This window comes from Bradyrhizobium sp. Crot121 (genome assembly GCF_059512385.1).
In genome coordinates, this window is sequence record NZ_JCAMOR010000002.1 from 79,513 (window position 1) to 96,790 (window position 17,278).

General features: G+C 61.8%; 17 protein-coding genes. 4 read left to right on the plus strand and 13 right to left on the minus strand.

The genetic code is table 11. From position 1 onward, the window contains the following. The first annotated feature begins 74 nt into the window (after positions 1-74). The 4 genes from AC5ZGW_RS02620 (at position 75) to AC5ZGW_RS02635 (ending at position 2,997) form a co-directional block, all read left to right on the plus strand. A complete protein-coding gene (locus AC5ZGW_RS02620; RefSeq protein WP_130222633.1) occupies positions 75-1,289 on the plus strand; it encodes a hypothetical protein in 1,215 nt (404 codons plus the stop codon). Beyond that, entirely contained in the window at positions 1,282-1,905 is a 624-nt protein-coding gene (locus AC5ZGW_RS02625; protein WP_130222635.1) for a YtxH domain-containing protein, read from the plus strand. The genes AC5ZGW_RS02620 and AC5ZGW_RS02625 overlap by 8 nt, the downstream gene beginning before the upstream one ends. Continuing rightward, the gene (locus tag AC5ZGW_RS02630; RefSeq protein ID WP_130222637.1) at positions 1,889-2,281 is read left to right on the plus strand and encodes a phage holin family protein; all 393 of its coding nucleotides are present in this window, start codon (positions 1,889-1,891) and stop codon (positions 2,279-2,281) included. The genes AC5ZGW_RS02625 and AC5ZGW_RS02630 overlap by 17 nt, the downstream gene beginning before the upstream one ends. 260 nt (positions 2,282-2,541) lie before the next feature. After that, complete coding sequence (locus tag AC5ZGW_RS02635) at positions 2,542-2,997, plus strand: hypothetical protein (protein ID WP_496113853.1); 456 nt, start codon at positions 2,542-2,544, stop codon at positions 2,995-2,997. A 156-nt stretch (positions 2,998-3,153) separates the two neighbouring features. Here the strand turns inward: AC5ZGW_RS02635 and AC5ZGW_RS02640 are convergent, their stop codons facing one another. The 13 genes from AC5ZGW_RS02640 to AC5ZGW_RS02700 all read right to left on the minus strand — a co-directional run bounded on the left by AC5ZGW_RS02640 (position 3,154) and on the right by AC5ZGW_RS02700 (position 17,277). Continuing rightward, positions 3,154-4,191 (minus strand): YihY/virulence factor BrkB family protein, encoded by a 1,038-nt coding sequence (locus AC5ZGW_RS02640; protein ID WP_130222641.1) that lies wholly within the window; start codon positions 4,189-4,191, stop codon positions 3,154-3,156. A 171-nt stretch (positions 4,192-4,362) separates the two neighbouring features. Then, a complete protein-coding gene (locus AC5ZGW_RS02645; protein WP_130222643.1) occupies positions 4,363-5,427 on the minus strand; it encodes a UDP-glucuronic acid decarboxylase family protein in 1,065 nt (354 codons plus the stop codon). A 13-nt stretch (positions 5,428-5,440) separates the two neighbouring features. After that, a complete protein-coding gene (locus AC5ZGW_RS02650) occupies positions 5,441-6,565 on the minus strand; it encodes a CgeB family protein (protein WP_130222645.1) in 1,125 nt (374 codons plus the stop codon). Then, positions 6,562-7,650 carry a CgeB family protein gene (locus AC5ZGW_RS02655; protein ID WP_130222647.1) on the minus strand — a complete coding sequence of 363 codons (1,089 nt, stop codon included), beginning with the start codon at positions 7,648-7,650 and terminating at the stop codon, positions 6,562-6,564. Before AC5ZGW_RS02655 ends, AC5ZGW_RS02650 begins: the two co-directional genes overlap by 4 nt. Beyond that, a complete protein-coding gene (locus AC5ZGW_RS02660; protein WP_130222649.1) occupies positions 7,647-8,777 on the minus strand; it encodes a CgeB family protein in 1,131 nt (376 codons plus the stop codon). The genes AC5ZGW_RS02655 and AC5ZGW_RS02660 overlap by 4 nt, the downstream gene beginning before the upstream one ends. Then, the gene (locus AC5ZGW_RS02665; protein WP_130222651.1) at positions 8,774-9,886 is read right to left on the minus strand and encodes a glycosyltransferase family 4 protein; all 1,113 of its coding nucleotides are present in this window, start codon (positions 9,884-9,886) and stop codon (positions 8,774-8,776) included. Before AC5ZGW_RS02665 ends, AC5ZGW_RS02660 begins: the two co-directional genes overlap by 4 nt. Continuing rightward, positions 9,883-11,169 (minus strand): TIGR04295 family B12-binding domain-containing radical SAM protein, encoded by a 1,287-nt coding sequence (locus tag AC5ZGW_RS02670; protein WP_130222653.1) that lies wholly within the window; start codon positions 11,167-11,169, stop codon positions 9,883-9,885. The genes AC5ZGW_RS02665 and AC5ZGW_RS02670 overlap by 4 nt, the downstream gene beginning before the upstream one ends. Beyond that, positions 11,166-12,230, minus strand: a complete 1,065-nt coding sequence (locus AC5ZGW_RS02675; RefSeq protein ID WP_130222655.1) for an NAD-dependent epimerase/dehydratase family protein — start codon at positions 12,228-12,230, stop codon at positions 11,166-11,168. Before AC5ZGW_RS02675 ends, AC5ZGW_RS02670 begins: the two co-directional genes overlap by 4 nt. Beyond that, entirely contained in the window at positions 12,227-13,342 is a 1,116-nt protein-coding gene (locus AC5ZGW_RS02680; RefSeq protein ID WP_130222657.1) for an NAD-dependent epimerase/dehydratase family protein, read from the minus strand. The genes AC5ZGW_RS02675 and AC5ZGW_RS02680 overlap by 4 nt, the downstream gene beginning before the upstream one ends. 209 nt (positions 13,343-13,551) lie before the next feature. Then, positions 13,552-14,760 (minus strand): phosphopentomutase, encoded by a 1,209-nt coding sequence (locus tag AC5ZGW_RS02685; protein WP_130222659.1) that lies wholly within the window; start codon positions 14,758-14,760, stop codon positions 13,552-13,554. Next, positions 14,748-15,707: a glycoside hydrolase 5 family protein gene (locus AC5ZGW_RS02690; protein WP_130222661.1), complete on the minus strand. Its 960-nt coding sequence runs from the start codon at positions 15,705-15,707 to the stop codon at positions 14,748-14,750. Before AC5ZGW_RS02690 ends, AC5ZGW_RS02685 begins: the two co-directional genes overlap by 13 nt. Further along, a complete protein-coding gene (locus tag AC5ZGW_RS02695; RefSeq protein ID WP_130222663.1) occupies positions 15,704-16,471 on the minus strand; it encodes a TIGR04290 family methyltransferase in 768 nt (255 codons plus the stop codon). The genes AC5ZGW_RS02690 and AC5ZGW_RS02695 overlap by 4 nt, the downstream gene beginning before the upstream one ends. Beyond that, positions 16,468-17,277, minus strand: a complete 810-nt coding sequence (locus tag AC5ZGW_RS02700) for a nucleotidyltransferase family protein (protein ID WP_130222664.1) — start codon at positions 17,275-17,277, stop codon at positions 16,468-16,470. Before AC5ZGW_RS02700 ends, AC5ZGW_RS02695 begins: the two co-directional genes overlap by 4 nt. Between the last annotated feature and the right edge of the window lies 1 nt (position 17,278).

Here is a 17,278-nt window from a genome sequence, read left to right on the forward strand (position 1 = left end):
CTCGTACCGCAGCATCTGCCTGTCCTTTCGCTTGCGACGAGATGAAGCTGCGAATCGAGGAACCAACGCGGTGAATGCAGGTTCGGCTTCCAGATGAATTGAGGTGTACAAACATGACTCAAACTGACGCGCGTTCGCTTCAACAGATCAGGCAGGAGACCGAGCAGACTCGGGCCAGCCTTACGCAGACGGTCGAACAGCTTCGCCATAGCGTCACGGACACGGCTCAGGACATACGGGGGCGCATCAGTCCGGCCGCTATCAAAGCCGAGGTTTCAGGCTTCGTCCGCTCCCGCGGTGAGCAACTGCTCGGCGATGTCACCACCACGGCACGGGAGAACCCGATGCAGGCAGTCGCCGTAGGCGCCAGTCTTGCCTATCCGTTGTTTCGCCTTGCTCGAACGGTGCCGTTCCCGGTGTGGATGATCGGCGCCGGCCTCTACCTGGCGAGTTCCAACAGCGGCAAGGCAGCGACGCAGAAGGCTTCGGCCATCGCCGCTGATTTGTCTGACGACGTTGTCCGTCGCGCACGCGGCTTCAGCGACCAAATCGCCGATGCCACTAATAGCGCTAAAGAAGCCGTCATGGGCGGTCTTGATCGGGTGACCTCCGCCGGAGCCGAGCACGAACGCGAGGCGGGCAGCTCCGCTCAGACCGCGCTGATGTCGGGCTCTGAGCGGCTACGCGGGGCAGCAGAATCGACCAGCGCCTCGGTCAGGAGCAGCGGAGCCGAACTGAGAGATCACATGGCCGGAAAGATCGGCGCTGCTGCTGGTTCCGTGAGGGACATTGCAGACGGCGCGACCTCGACAGGTCAGAGGCTTGCAGGGGCGGCCAAGGATTCGGCAAGCGAGACGTTGAGATCGGGACGGGAGACCGCCTCCGATTTGGGAGATCGTGCAACGAAAACGTTCCGCGAGACGATTGAGCAGAATCCGCTTCTGGTCGCTGGCATCGGGCTGCTCATCGGCGGCGTGATCGCTAGCGCGCTTCCGCGAACCGAGCTGGAGGACGACATGGTCGGTGAGACCAGCAGCTCGGTCAAGCGTCGCGTACAAACCGCTGCGTCCCACGGTTTCGAAGCCGCAAAAGACGCTGCCGGAGAAGCCGCCCGGCGCGCGGCGGACCAGGCCGAAGCGGAGGGGCTCAGCGCGGATGGCGTGCGTGAGGGAGCGAATGACTTGGGGCAACGCGTCCGCCGAGTGGCAGAGGCTGCAGTGACCACAGCCTTCGAACCACCAGAGGACAGCCAATCATCAGGTTTCCACGGAGAAGATAGTCATGGCTGACCAGGTTTTTACCGAAAAGAGTTCCGATCCTGCGGAACAGGATTTCCAGGAAGCAGGTCGCGCCGCAAAGAGCGCGGGCGAGCAAGCTGCCTCTGCGGGGCGCGACCTCAAGGATCGGGCAGCGGAGATGGCAAGTTCCTCGGCGGATGCCATCAAGGACCAGGCCTCGGAGTTCGTCGAGGCCGCCAAGGATTTGGGATCGCAGGCTGCCGATCGGGTCAAGGAAACGGTTGACGATCGGAAAGATGCCGGCGCTCAATACGTCAGCAACATTGCCGAAGCGATGCGAAGGGCAGCCAGCGAATTTGACGGCGACCTGCCAGTTGCCGGCACCTACATGCGCAAGGCGGCGTCGCAGGTCGAAACCGTGTCGGCCTCGCTGAAGAACGGCGATTTCGATGATCTCCTGCGCAACGCGAGGACTTTTGCACGCCGGCAGCCGACGGCATTCCTCGGAATAGCCGCGCTTGCGGGATTCGGCATGGTGCGGTTTCTGAAAAGCTCAGCCGAACATTCAGGGGACACCGGCCCGCGCGTAACGTCCGGGGTTGGTCAACGGGATGGAATAAGCCGTCAGTCCGAAACTCGAGGGTACCGCGATGGCATCTCAAGCTAGCCGTTCGATTCCAGATCTTGTCGGTGATGCCGTCAGCCAGCTTGCAAAGTTGATCGGCAATGAGTTCGAGCTTGCCCGGGCTGAATTCTCGGAAAAAATTAGCCAGGCGGGTCGGGCAGGAGCGATGATCGGCGCCGGGGCGGTCATTTTCATTCCAGCCCTGGTGTTGCTGCTGATGTCAGCAGCTGCTGGCCTGATGCATGCCGGGCTTTCCGACCCGATTGCCTATCTCCTCGTCGGGGGTGTCTCAGCTTCAGTCTCGGCGGGGCTAGTCTGGATTGGGCTGAGCAGGCTCTCGGGTGATGCCCTCAAGCCCACGGTCACGATAGAGCAGGTTCAACGTGACAAGGCGGCAGCGAAGGAGATGATGCGATGAGGGACGTTTCAGAGACACGATCGGATTTTCTGCGCGGCCTCGGCGACGCGGCGAGCCGGAACCCGCTCTCGGCTGCGCTGATCGGCATGGGGGTGGTATGGCTATTCAGCCGCGGTGAACTGGGTCGTACGACGGACGCAGTGCGTTCGGGTTTTGATCGTGCCACGGATACTGCACAAGGTGTCCTGGAAGGCGCCGGGTCGACCGTTAGGTCCAGCGTCGGCTCGGCCGCCGAAACGCTTCAGGACAGTGCTGCCGGAGTGATCGATCGCACCGCGCACCTGGGCCGCCGGCAGGCCGACACGCTTTCCGGATATCCGAAGACGGTTCCTGATGGGGCGGCTGGGACAATCGAAAGCCTGGGGTCCGCCCTGGCTGATCTGTTTCGAAGACAACCACTTGCGCTTGGTGCTGTCGGTATTGCCGCGGGCGCGTGCATCGCTTCAGCGTTCCCGACAACGAAGGCCGAAGCGGAGTACCTCGGCGAAGCGAGCGAGGCGGTGAAGGAAAAAGCTCACGAGTTCACGGCCGAGCAGGTAGCTCGAGCGGGTGAAGCAGCCGGAAAGGCAGTTCACGCTGCGGCTGACGAGGCGCGCAAACAGGGTCTTACGATCGAGGGAGCCAAGTCGGCTGCAAACGAGATGGCCGCGAAGTTCGAGCGCGTGGTCGACGCAGCGGAGCAGGGGGCTTCCGCGAAGGCTGACGCGATGCGCTAGGATCGAGGAGACGCGAGCGGCCGAGAGCGGGTGGTCGCTGACCCATTATCTACAGAACTCGCCCGTACATGGGGCGCCGAGACCGTAACCGACTAGGAGATTGCCAGCGATAGGTCGTAGGTTCCTAGCAACGAGGCGTCCGTTGCTACGCGGATGTCAGCTCGTCTTTTGTTCTCCTACCGTGTCCGCCATGCGTGCGCCTCGCGCGCCGAGCGGCTTGCCTGAACCATCGGTGCTGTCTCGTGCCGTCTGATGTTCGACTTCAGCGTTGAGTTCTGCGCTCACCAGTATGACGATGGTCGACATCCACATCCACATCATCAAGCCAATCGCTGCCCCCAGCGAGCCGTAGGTCGCGTCGTAGTTGGCGTAATTTGCAAGATAGAAGGAGAAGGCCGCAGATCCGGCCAGCCAGCTCAACGTCGCGAAGACGCTTCCGACCGTCAGCCACCGCCATTGTGGGGAACGTCGGCTTGGCCCATATCGATATAGTACAGCCAGTCCGAACAGCATGGCCAGGACGAGGACAGGCCAGCGGCCAATGCGTAGTAGGTTATCGGCAACCGAGCTCGCCCCGAATGTCCCAAGGATGACGGGCAGAGCTACCACCCCGCTGATGGCAACAAGTGCGGCGATGATGCCTCCGAAGGTGAACGCCAACGAGACGGCGTTCAGCTTGAAGAAGCCGCGCTTCTCGTCCTCCTCATACACGACGTTGAGCGCATCGATGACTGCCTTCATCCCCCCGTTTGCACTCCACACCGCGAGAAGGAAGCTGAACGCAAAGGCAAACCCAAGCTTGGTATTCCCCTTCGCAACTACGCGATCGACCTGATCTCGCACGATGTCCAAGGCGCCCTGCGGTAGGAGGCCGGCCAACGCGGCCAGATGGTCATTGATGGCCGTTGGCGAAGAAAACAGCGCATAGCAGGATACGATTGCTGTGATCGCGGGGAAGAGCGCAAGCAGTCCGTAGAACACGACACCCGCCGCGACGGCCAGAACCCTGTCCTTGTTGATCTGTTCGTAGGTCCTGAGCAGGATGTCCTTCCATCCCGCCCATGGAATTTGCCAGGGAGACGTCGCGCCGCGGCCACGATGATCCTGTTCCGCCGGCTCTCCGAGCCGATCGCGGGCTTCACGTGCTTGACCTGCCTTGTCTCTCGGCGGATCTGGAAAGCGAATACTGGACATGGCGCATCGAAACGTTTCCGATTCAATCCTGGCGGACGGACATCGTTCCTGAACGCCTATTCTGGTGGAAGGAAGATTCGCCACAGGATGGCGCCAGGAGAGCATCCCCGTCTGTTGCCATCGATCCGCTGCGTTGCACCTCGCGCTCACCTGTTCAAGCCGCCGTCGGCGTCACTGCTGGCTGGCGATGGTCAATCGAGCGCGCGCTGCATGTGGGGGGTTCCGCGAGGCGTGCGCTGGCACCAGCACTGGCATCGCGGTCGCAACACGCAACGCGAAATAGGCGATGGTTGCCTGCAGGCCTTCTTTCAGCGCGATACGCGGACGCCAGCCTAGCGACCGCTCGGCAGTGTCGATCACCGGCTTGCGCCGTTTTGGGTCATCCTTCGGCAGCGGCTCAAAACGCAGCGGCGAGGCCGAATTGGTATAGGCGAGAACTTCACGCGCCACGGACTCGATGGTGATTTCCTGCGGGTTGCCGAGGTTGCAAGGCCCGCTGATGGAGGACGGGCTCTCCATCAGCAATTCGAGCCCGCGAATGAGATCGTCGACAAAGCAGAAGCTTCGTGTCTGCGTTCCCTTTCCATAGATCGTGATCGGTTCGCCGCGCAGCGCCTGCACGATGAAATTCGACACCACGCGCCCGTCGTTCTCCAGCATACGCGGCCCATAGGTGTTGAAGATGCGCGCGACTTTCACCTCGAGGCCATGGGTTCGGTGATAGTCGAACATCAATGTCTCCGCAGCACGCTTTCCCTCATCATAGCAGGCACGCGGACCGATCGTGTTGACATGGCCGACATAGGATTCGGGTTGCGGGTGCACCTCGGGATCGCCATAGACCTCGCTGGTCGAGGCCTGCAGGACGCGGGCCGATTTCTTCCGCGCGAGTTCCAGCAAGTTCATGGTGCCGACGACGCAGGTCTTCATCGTACCGATCGGATCCGCCTGATAGTGACGCGGTGAAGCCGGACAGGCAAGGCTATAGATCTGATCGATGTCGTCATTGATACTAAGCGGATCGCGCACGTCACATTCGACGAACCGAAAGTTCGGATGATTGAGCAATGGGCGGATATTGTCGACCGTGCCGGTGAACAGATTGTCGACGCAGATCACAGTCGCGCCCCGCTGCAGCAGCGAATCGCAGAGATGCGAACCGATGAAGCCGGCGCCCCCGGCGATCAGCACGGTTTTGGTGCGGCGGGAAGGCCGAAGGCGGACCTGAAACGTCATGGCATCTCCTCTCTCATATCTCGGTGACCTGCATCTGCGGGCTGATCGACGGCCGGGTGGATTTGCGGCAGCGCCGCGCAGTTGCCTCGAGATAATGGGCTTCCAACTGCCGGGCGCGATGTTCGGGCGTGTGATCGGCCAGGATGCGCCTGCGCGCGTTTTCGGCGATCGTCCGCCGGCGTTCCTCAGGCATCTCGCGAAGGATCTGGACCACCTCGCGCGTTTCGGAGACCAGGAGGATCTCCATCGATGGCATGAAAATCGTTTCGATCCCGGGCCATCGATCGGAGATAACCGGCGTTCCGCAGGCGGCGGCTTCGAACAGCCGCACGCTCGGTGAAAAACCGAGCGTGCGCATGTCGGCGCGGGTGGCGTTCAAGGCGAAGCGCTGCTCCGAATAGAATTGTGCGTGCAGGGTCGGCGCGAGATGCTCGATCCGTTCGACATTTTCGCGCCAGGCGAGATGCTCTGGATATTGCGATCCCGCGACTGCGAATCGTTGATCCGGCAGTATTCCGGCAGGCGCAAGCAGCAGTCGCTCCAGCAGCGGCTGCCGGTCTTCGCTATAGGTGCCAAGGTAACCCAGCGACCACTTGATTTGCGCCTCCCGCGGGCGGTAGAGGCTCGTATCGGCGCTGCAATAGAGGACGCGGGCGAGCGGACTGCCAAAGTCATCCTCGATCATTTTCGGCACCGGTCCACCGCTAAAGGACAAATAGAGATCAAAGCGCGGGATCATGGCGCCGGAGATGTAGCCTAGTCCTCGATCGAGTCCAGCGAGCGTGACCGGCGTATCGATGTCGTAAAAGGCCGTTATTCCCCGCGCATGCGTCGTCACCCATTCGGAGATCGCGATTCCGTCCGGCACGTAGGAGCCGATGATCACCAGATTGGCATCGCGGATCAGCTTGCCGAACCGTCGGGCAAGCTCCGGCAGCGACTGGTAGAGCTTGACGGTCCATGTCGACGGCTTTGCAAGGTCTCGATGATCGCGGTACCATGGAGCGTCCCGCTCGAGGAACGTGACGCGGTGGCCGCGCTTCGCGATGGCGTCGATTAAGGCACGGTAGGTGGTGGCATGACCGTTGCCCCAGGAAGACGTGACCGAGAGCCCGATGACCACAATGTTGAGATTCATTCTGCTGCCTCGATTCTCTTGTCCATTCCCGCGAAAAGGTCATCGAATTGGCGCGCTCGGTGGCGGTAGGTGTGAAGGCTGAGAATGCGTGCCCTTGCGCGCTCCGCGATCGCATGTGCGCGCTCCGGGCTCAGTGAATTCAGGTGCTCTGCCACCTCGGTACCGTTGGCTGCCACCAGCACTTCACGATTCGGTTCGAGGAAATGGTCGATGCCTTCCCAGTCGTCGGTGATCAGGCACGCGCCAGCGCCGATCGCTTCGAACACACGGGTCGGCGGCGAGAACCCGTAACGGGCCATGCTGTTGCGGTTGACGTTCAGCGTCGCAAGAGCAGAGCCGAAGAACGCGTTGTGATCGCTGGTGCCGACGTGCCCGACCTTGCGAACATTGGACGGTGCCTCCTTGCTCTCCCAGCCGGATCCCCCCAGAGTAAAGGTCTTGCCGGGCGTCCGGGTCGCGACATCGAGGAAAAATTGATCGATGCGCTGCTCGCGGTCGGGCAGGCGGTTGGCAAGCAGACCGAGATCGCATTCGAATTTGGTGTCGGCCGGCGCCGGAAAATGCGTCGCCGGATCCAGCGCATTGTAGATAGGAACGCAGTCCCGGGCGCCCATCGCGCGATAAGCTGCCGCGACGCAATCCCCGCCGCCGTAGGTGAGTACGATGTCATAACGCGGGATCGCTTTGCGCAGATGATGGCGTGGATGGCTCGACATCGCATCCAGCGTGGCTGGCGCGTCGACATCCCAGTAGATGCGGATCGCGCTTGATGGAATTTCAACAATCGCCTTTTCCAATTCGACGTCAAACACGCCGACGCCACTCGCCTTGATCAGCAGGTCCGCGGAACGAGCGGCGACCTCCAGGGAGCGCTGCCATCCCTCCAGCGTCGCCGGATAGACGACTACCTTGGCCCACGATGGATCGTTGATATCGCGATGAGCCTGTCGCTCGAATGCATCGGGCTCGAAGAAGGTGATGTCATGCCCGAGCGCTGCGATTTCCTTCAGCATGCCGCGGTAGTAGGTCGCGGCGCCGTTCCAGTAGGACGAGACGAGGCTCGAACCGAAGAAGCAGATCTTCATGCGATGGCTCCCTCGTGTTCGGCGGGCTGCGATGACGGACGCGCGCCTTGAATCTCATCGACGATGTTGAGAAGCTGCATAGCGCGATGGCCGCAGGTGTGACGGCTTTGGATCACTCGGAGACCGATTTCGGCGGTTTCAGCCGCGAACGCCTGGTCGTTCAGAAGCGTCGCCAGCACGCGGGTCATCTGCGCTCCGTTCTTGGCTCGCAGATAGGCGTTCTGCGGGAACATATTCTCAATGTCGTCCCAAGGGGCCGAGACGATGGGAATGCCGCAGGCCATGGCTTCGAACATTCGGATCGTTGGAATGCCTGGCAGCGATCGTGCATAGGGGCCACGCGGCACATGCACAGTGGAACGCGCGGTAGCAAAGGCCGCAGCCGCGCGATGCGCCGGAAGCCAGCCGCGGTATTCGATGCCGGCTTGCTCAATCGCGCGGTGCGCGGCTTCCGAATAGCGGACGCCGTAGATGCGTGTCTGGGCGCTCAACTCCAATACTGGCCGAACCAGAAACTCGTTGAGTTCGGCAGCGCGCTCGCCATCGCCCCAATTGCCGATCCAGACCACGTCATGGGTTCGCGTGATATGCGGCAGCGGGCGATAGAGCTTTGTATCAGCCGCTTCGTGCCAGGTGAATGCACGCTCGGCCCATCCGAGCCGCAGATAGATCTGACGAAGCGCTTCGCCGAAGGCGAGTACGCCGTCGAATCCATTGAGGTCGAACCGCGCAAGCTCGTCGGGGGCGGTGACGGCGCGATGATGGGTGTCATGGAACAGAAGCGCGTAGGGTGCGCCGAGCGCCCGGCGGCGGCCGATCGCTTCGATCAGCTCCGGCGGATTCCATTCATGGACGATCACAAGCCCAGCGCCATCCAGCGCCTCGTCGAGGTCGAGTGAGGCGTCATATTGGCGGATATCGATGCTGGGAAAAAGATCCGCTACCTCGCGAAGGGTATTCGAACCACTGTCACGGATCGCATTCGTCCGGCTCCAGCCGTCAGCAGGTTCATAGACCACGACCTCGTGACCGAGCGCGCCGAGCTCGCGGGCGATGCCGCGGAGGAAATGGGCATTGCCATTGTTCCAGCAGGATGTGAACGCATGACAGAAGAGGATGCATTTCATGCGTGCATCTCCAGCTGATGCCTTGAAACGGGCCGCCGCGCGTTGGCCACCAGATTCGTGTACAGTTGCAGATAGGCGCTCGCCGTCCTCGCCAGGGGGTAACGCTGCGAGCGCGCCCAGGCGTCGCGTTGCAATTGCGCTCTCTTGTCGTCGTCCGCGCATAACGCATCGAGGGCGCGACGTAGGCCTTTTCTGCTCGTCGGATCAACGAATACGGCAGCGCCGCTCCATAGCTCGCGGAAGGTCGGAATGTCGGATAGGATCAGTGCGCATCCTGCGGAGGCAGCTTCCAGGACCGAAAGGCCGAACGGCTCGTAGAGCGCCGGACTTGCGAAGATCGCCGCACGTTGCATGCGGGCGCGTAACTCGTCGTGGGAAAGATGGCCTAGCCAAGAAACGCTGGCTGAGGCGGCATCATCGGCGGGGCCCGCGATGTATAGCGGCCAACGGACGCCTTTCGCGGCGTCGGTCAGCGTCGCGATGTTCTTGGCGCGATCCCATAGCCGGCCCGCCGCAAGGATGTAGTCTTCCTTCTTGTCTGGTGGAGAAGCAGGTGCGATGCCGTTCCGAATCACCAAGCCGGGCGCGCTGGGGTGGTATAGATCGGAAATGACGTCGTAGAACGCACAGCTCGGGCTGACCCACGCTTGCGCCCGGCTCAGGCCCGCGGCGATAGCGGCCGTGTAACGTCGCCAGGCCGGCCCGTCGAGCCATGCGGTATCGTGGCAGGCGAGACCCCATGACTTCACGCAGGAGTGCGCCACCGCGAGCACCGGCGCATGCCACTCAAACACCGCCTCACGGAAGCTGTTGAGATGAACGACGTCAGGCCGGACCTCTTCCTCCAGCTCGGCAAAGGCGCGCTGGGCGACCGGTCGATCGCTGTCTTCCGGATCCTGCCATTCGAGTGCAAGGTCGGTCTCGATCAGGTGCACGCGATCATCCTTCAGCATTGCGCGCTGGTCCACTCTCGCGCGCGGCCCCATCGTCACAAGATGAACCTCGGCGCCGGAAGCGGCGAGCGCTGTCGCAAGCGCGGAAGCATAGGTCCACACGCCGCCGACGGTATCCGACGTCATCAGAATCCTGAGATTCGCGGATCGGCTCATGATGCAACCTGCAGCTCGAGCGCGGCGAGTGGAACGGGACGTTCCTCCTGGACGTCGCTGAATTGGTCGAACATTGCAAGGTAGTGCTGGTGGGCACGCTCCCAGGCGAAATCATCAGGCTCGCCCCAAAGCTTCCGGTAATCCGGCGAACCGGGATATGGATAGAGCGGCACCGGATCGTTGGCCCACACGCCGGCATCCTGCATCCGGCGGCGCCAGCGCTGGACGACGGGATCCTCATCCTCCGGCATCTCGATCAGGTTGGCTTGCACGAACGGCACATGCCGGCGCGCTTCGACCAGCTGATCGGCAAGCTGGTCGGTGGTCATCTTGCAGTTCTTTGCCAGCGCTGCCCGTCCTTCCGGCGTCAGGCTCTCGACGCCCGCTTCGATCGACACGCAGCCGGCACGGCCGAGCAGCTCCAGCATTTCGGGACGCCACAGATCGATCCGTGTCTGCACGCCGAATTTGAGCCCGCGGCTAGTCAGGCCCTGCAGTAATTCGGCATTCGGCAGGAAGATCTCGTCGATGAAATAGAGATACTCGATGCCCTGGCTTCGCAAGCGGTCGATCTCTTCCAGAACGACGGCGGCAGGGCGCTTGCGATAGGCGTTGCGGAAATTTTCCTTGGCGCAGAACGTGCAGTTATACGGACAGCCGCGCGATGCCTCTACCTCGGCGCCGGGGCCGGTCGGCTCCGCCTCGAAGCGATGATGGTGATGATGATGCCGTCGGATCATTTCGGTCGGCCAGCGCAGCGACGGCTGGTCCTTGAAGTTGACCGCCTGAGGTCCGCCGTTGATGCGAATTGAAGTGCCGTCAGTGAAGCACAGCCCAGCGAAATCGCGCTCACCATTGGCGAGCCGCAGAAGCGAGTGCTCGCACTCGCCCATCACGACGACGTCGACGCCAAGCTTCTTCAGCGCCGCCCTCGGCGTGGTCGAGCCGTGCGGCCCGACGGCGACCAACTTCGGTGCAAGTCCCCGCAGTGAAAGTGTAAGCTCCTGTGGAACGCGCAGTTCGGGCGGCGCGCAGCGCCAGAACAGATACGTTGGCGCCGTGGTGACCACGACTATATCCGGCTTGAACGCGTGGAGTTCGGCCTCGATTCCCGTGAGCGAAAGGCCGAACATGTGCGCATCGAGCAATAGCGTCGGATGCCCGGCTTCGCGCAGATAGTGCTCGGAGATCCCGAGTTCCAGGGGCAGGTGCGGAGAGCGGCAACCGAAATAGATGCTGCCGTCGAAATTCCAGTTTGGATTGATCAGGGCGACACGCCTCATGCTGAAGCCTCCCTGTTCGGCATCGATTGTCCAAAACGGCCGTCAAGCCATGCGTGCAGGGTGTACAGCCCTTGCTGTAGGGAGATCTTCGGCATCCAGCCAAGCGCGGTGGAGAGCGCTCGCGTATCGGTGACGTACCAGGGCTGGTCGCCAGGTCGCCAATCCGCAAATGTGTATTTCGTCTTGCGACCGGTCAGTTGCGTGATGCGATCGATCAGCTCAAGCAGGCTCACCGAGTTGCGCGGTCCTCCCCCCAGATTAAACACGCGGCCGCGCACCAGTGCGATCCGGTCCAGCGCCGTCAGCCACGCATCGGCGGCATCCGAGACGTGCAGCGCGTCGCGGACCTGAAGGCCATCGCCATAGATTGTCAGCGGGGTGCCGCGGATGGCGCTCAGGAGGAAATGCGCGATCCAGCCCTGGTCCTCGGTCCCGAACTGTCGCGGTCCGTAGATGCAGCTCATGCGTATGACGACAGCCTGCAGGCCGAACACGCGGGCATAGTCGCGGACATATTGATCGGCCGTTCCCTTGGAGCAACCATAGGGGCTATAAAAGTCGAGCGGAGCGTTTTCGGATATTCCGTCCGAGAGCGTTTTGCTGACGGGCGCATAGCGGGCGCCGGTTCGCATGATCTGTGTGTCGTCGATCAGCCGGCCATACACCTTGTTCGTCGACGCAAAGAGCATCGGCGCGGATTTGTTGTGAAGGCGGACGGCCTCGAGCACATTGATGGTGCCGCGGGCGTTGATCTCGAAATCTCCGACCGGATCCGCCACGCTGTCGGTGACGGCGACCTGGGCCGCAAGGTGAAGCACGGCACGAGCTTCCCTAACGGCATCGATGACAGGAATAGGATCGCGGACATCGGCGACGACGATGTTGACCCGGTCGCCGTGTCTGGACTTGAGCCACTGCGCATTCTCGCGGACGCCGGCGCGGGCGAGATTGTCCAGGATGAGGACACTATTACCGCGGTCGGCGAGCCGGTCGACGAGATTGCAGCCGATAAAGCCGCACCCGCCGGTGATCAGCACAGGCCTGTTGTCTCTGTTCGTCATGCGACCAATCCTCGTCGCGACAGTTCCGCCGCGGCTTGCTCGGCTTGGTCATCGGCGATCTGGTCCGCCAGATAATCAGCCAACTCCGCAAGGCCGTCTTCAAATCTGACGCTTGGCTCAAAGCCGAGCAGAGCGCGGCTCTTGGCTATATCTGCAAAGCAGTGCCGGATATCGCCGGCGCGATATTTGCCGGTGATCTCTGGCACAATGTCCGAGCGTTCCATGACCCGGGCGAGATCGCGCGCGACCGAGACGATCGTGCGGCTTTGGCCCGAGCCGACGTTGAACACGTCATTCATCCGATCGGTCTCGATCGCGACCCGGCAGGCGCGGGCGACATCCTTCACATGAACAAAATCGCGCCGTTGCAAACCATCCTCGAACACCAGCGGACGGCGGCCATTGAGCAGGCGTGCGGCAAAGATCGCCAGCACGCCTGTATAGGGATTCGACAACGCCTGGCGCGGGCCGAACACATTGAAGAAGCGCAGAGCGATGGTCGGGATGCCATAGGCATTGCCTGTAATAAGGCACATGCGTTCCTGCGCATATTTGTTCAGCGCATAGATCGAGCTCAAGGAGGGCGGCTTGGTTTCGGGCGTCGGCACGGGATCGAGGATGTGGCCTGCGGCGTCCCGTAATTCCCACTCGCCGTTTCGGAGCTGGTCAATCGGCCGTTCATCCGGCGCCAGCTCGGCATGATGATCTACGGCGCGGTAAAGGCCTTCGCCATAGATGCTCATGGAGGAGGCGACGACGAGACGTTCGACCGGACGTCTCGTCAAGGCTTGCAGCAAGGTCGCGGTGCCGAGTTCGTTGGTCCGCACATAGGAGTCGATGTCATACATGCTCTGGCCAACACCGACTGCCGAGGCCAGGTGCAGGACTATATCGGCGCCGCGCAAGGCACGTTCGACGGCAAGCGCGTCGGTGATGTCTCCGACGACAAGTTCAGCCTCCCGATCGAGATAGGAGGGACGCTCGCGTTGCGCACCATGAATCTGGGGCGAGAGGTTGTCGAACAGCCTGACTTCGTAACCAGCGACAAGCAGCGCGTCCGCCGCGTGGGAGCCGATGAAGCCAGCGCCACCGGTAATCAATACTCGTGTCATTCGCCTTCGCTTCCTTGCCAAATGTCAGACTGGGTCTTGCGACCAGCCAGGGATGAAAGTGGGTGCGCGCTCCGATGGCCGATCGACCGACGCGCCAGTCACATTTGGAGTCAGAAGCGGTGCAACGAATGTTCGTTCCTCAAAAATGTACAAACAATGTTTTCTCTAACTTCGATCAATAACATGAGTGAAAATCGTGGGCGGATTGCTCAAAACGGAAGGCCATGCCGAAGCGGAGCTAGCCCGAGATGCGCCGCGACCGTTGCGCCGATATCGGAAAAGGCGACGCGCTTGCCGATCGGTGATCTTTGGGTGCTGCTGCGGAGCAGGATAGGCACCTGCTCGCGCGTGTGATCGGTGCCGCTCCAGGTTGGATCGCAGCCATGGTCCGCGGTGATCACGAGCAGGTCGTCGCTCTTCAGCCGCGCCATCAGCTCGGGCAGCCGGGCATCGAATGCCTCGAGCGCCGCCGCGTAGCCGGCGACATCGCGTCGGTGCCCGTAGACGGTGTCGAAATCGACAAAATTGGCAAACAGAAGCCCGCCGTCCGCAAGGCTGTTCAAGCTGTCCAACGTGCAAGAGAACAGCGCGTCGTTGTTGTCGCCGCGTTTATTCCGGCCGGTGCCGCGGTGGGCAAAGATGTCGTCGATCTTGCCGATCGAGACGATATCACGGCCATCTGCTACACAGGCGTCGAGAAGGGTCGGTTCGGGTGGGGGAACCGAGAAATCCCGCCGATGCGGCGTTCGCCTGAAGTCGCCTTTCGACGTGCCGACAAAGGGGCGCGCGATCACGCGGCCGATGTTCAGAGGATCGAGCAGCCGACGCGCAATCGCGCACACCTCGTAGAGCCGCTGGAGTCCAAAGCATCCTTCATGGGCTGCGATCTGGAAGACGCTGTCGCCGGAAGTGTAGCAGATCGCTTCGCCGGTCTGCATGTGCTGCACGCCGAGCGCATCGATGATCTCGGTCCCGGAGGCGTGTCGGTTTCCAATGATGCCGGGCAGGGCCGCTTCCTCGCACAGACGTTCGACGAGATCTGAAGGAAAGCAGGGGATGGTCCTTAGGAAATATCCCCAGTCGAACGGCACCGGTACGCCGGCGATCTCCCAGTGGCCGGAGGGCGTGTCCTTGCCCTTGGACAGTTCGCTGGCGCAGCCAAACTGCCGAGGCGAGGCGTCGATGCCATCGAGCCCAGGCGGCACACGGCCGGTCGCAAGGCGGCAGGCCTCCCCGAGCCCGAGGTCGACGAGGTTGGGTATGCGAAGGGGGCCTTCGCGTCGGTCGTTATCGGCGTGACCAAGTGCACAGGCGTGTGCGATATGGCCGACCGTATCGGCTCCTTCGTCTCCGTAAAGGCTCGCATCCGGAGCGGCACCGATCCCGACGGAGTCCATCACGAGGATCAGGGCACGCATGTCTGCTCTCTTGCTTCGATGAGTGCGGGAGAAGCCATGAGCCCTGTCTTGAGCCCCGTCTTGGCCGCATAGCGCTCGACCATTCCAGCGCAGAAGTCGGCAAATTCGTTTGGGTCAAGTGGCGGGCTGGTATGGTGCGGGGCGATGCCGCGGTGTTCCGGCGTGAAGCAGAAGGTAAGGGTGACGTCAAACTCTGCTAGCGCGTCCATCTGGCGATCGAACCAGTCAGTCGCGTTGGGCCGAAAGCTGTCAGCCCAGGACAGGCCGGTCCGCAGATGCCTGATGCCGAGCCGGCGCATCCAGCGCACCGCGTCATGGAGGCGATGATCGTCGAAGTGAAACCATTGGCATAGTCCCATCGCATGCGAATAGTCGGCGAATAGCTCCAGTCCTGCCTTCGGCGTGCCGTCCTCGCGCAGCAGCCCCATGTGGAAATGCCGGTAATAAGAAGAGCCTTCGGCTTCCTTGTGCCGCGTGGTCGCCTCCCAGGTGGAGGGCAGATCGTAGAGGCTGTACCAGTGGATTCGCGGCGCGCGGCCGATCAGTAGTTCCGCGGTGCGCTTGAGCCCCCAGGCTTGCACCTCCTCGGCTCCAAACGAGGAGACGCCGACTTCCGTCACCCACACTGGCAGCGAGACGATTGCCTTGATTTCCGCAAGCTTATTCGGCCATTCGTCGATCTGCCACAGGTTCCAGTCAAGCGGAAAGCCGTGTACGGCGACCGCCTCGAAATGCTCAAGTACGCCGCGCGTCTGCATGTTGCGCATAAAGGAGGGGTCTATCGGCGAAATGCCGCCGAGCACCCGCGGCAGTACCGGATGAACGGCGCGGATCGCCTTACCCGCAGCGACAGCGAGCTCGGCGAACTTCACCCAGTCTGGATCGATCAGGATATCCCAATGCGACTTGTTATTCGGCTCGTTCCAGATCTTCGCCGCTTCAATCATCGGATTGCGCCCTGCGATGGATAGACTGGACCCTCGTCCTGGGGCCGTGTCGCCCTCCGGCAGAAATAGACCTCATCTTCGGGATGGGCTACAATGACGAACCCGGCGCTGCGCAGCATCGCCTCGACGCAAGCGCGGTTCGGCACCCACCAATTGGTTGGATCATCAGCGTAGTTGTTCTCGATGAAGTGCAATTTCGGATACCCCGAACAATCGAACTGGTCCGCTGTCCAGAAATCGTAGTTCTTGTCGACGGGATCGATGCGATTGTCGCCGCGCAGCATCGATTGGAACAGCATAAGATCCTTAGCGACATGCTCGTGGATCAGATCCAGCGCGAGCAGCGGATGGCGAAGGTGATAGAGCACGCCCATGAAAATCACGAGGTCGAATCTCTCCCGGAGCAGGCCGACGTCATAGGCAGATAGTTGGCGAAACTCGATCTTGAGCCCATTCACTTCCGCGGCAAACCGGGCTTGCGCCAGATATTCCTCGTCGGTATCGAGCCCGAGCACGCGATCGGCGCCGCGTCGCTTCATTTCCATGGCATAGAAGCCGGCGTTACAGCCGATATCGAGTACGGTTTTTCCTTCGAGGTTTTCCGGTATGACGCGGGAGAACCGTCGCCATTTCACAGCGGGGTAATCGCCGAGGAAATGCGCCGGCGCCGTGCTGATGCCCCTTAGGTCAAGGTTATGAAACCACGGGCCAAGCGCGTCGACGCGGCGCCGGATTTCCTCTTGAGAGAGCGTGTCGCTGGTCATAAGACCCCTTCACTGTTCGCGTTTACGTATGATCGAACGGCATCGTTCGGTGAACCGGCCGATAGTTTCGATCGGCCGTCGCCCCCGTCGCCGTTTGCCAGCAATGCCATTGCGGCGCGGTAGCCGTTCACAGTGCCGACATCGACGTAGGACTCTCCCGATTTAACGCCGATGCCGTGCCCGCCGGCATCGAGGTAGGCGTTCACCAGTGTCCCAAAATATTCGTCGCGGCAGCTCCGGTGCTTCCAGAGCAGCCGAAGATCGCGAAATCCGGTAGCTGACATCTTGAATGCACCCCAGATCCAGTTCGAAGTCGCGTCGGCTTGCTTGACCTGAATCTGCCGTACGTTGTCGCCGTCGAGCACCACCGCGTCGAAGAATTCGGGACATTCGACGGGGAACAGCAGGAAGGACAGATCGACATCCGGCAGCGTCTTCAGCGCCCCTTTCGGAAACCACACGGTGTCGGGCAGCCCGACCATGACACTGTCATGATGTCCGATGACGGTGCTCGCCCTGAACACCGCGTCGCAAAGTCCCGAAGCTTCCGGCTGCACGACGTAGGCGAGCTGAGCGGTGTCGTAATGGTCGCCGAAATATTCAAGGATGTCGGATTTGCCGGGGGAGATGACGAAGCAGATCTTGTCGGCCCCGCCGAGGATCAGGCGCTCGATGAGATATTCGGAGACGGCGCAGGGGCGGTCGGCGCCGTTGTCGCGCCGGCTCCCGACCGGCAGCAACTCCTTCGAAAACGCCAGTGGCTGAATGCGACTGCCGCGGCCGGCGGCCGGAACGATGCCCCACATC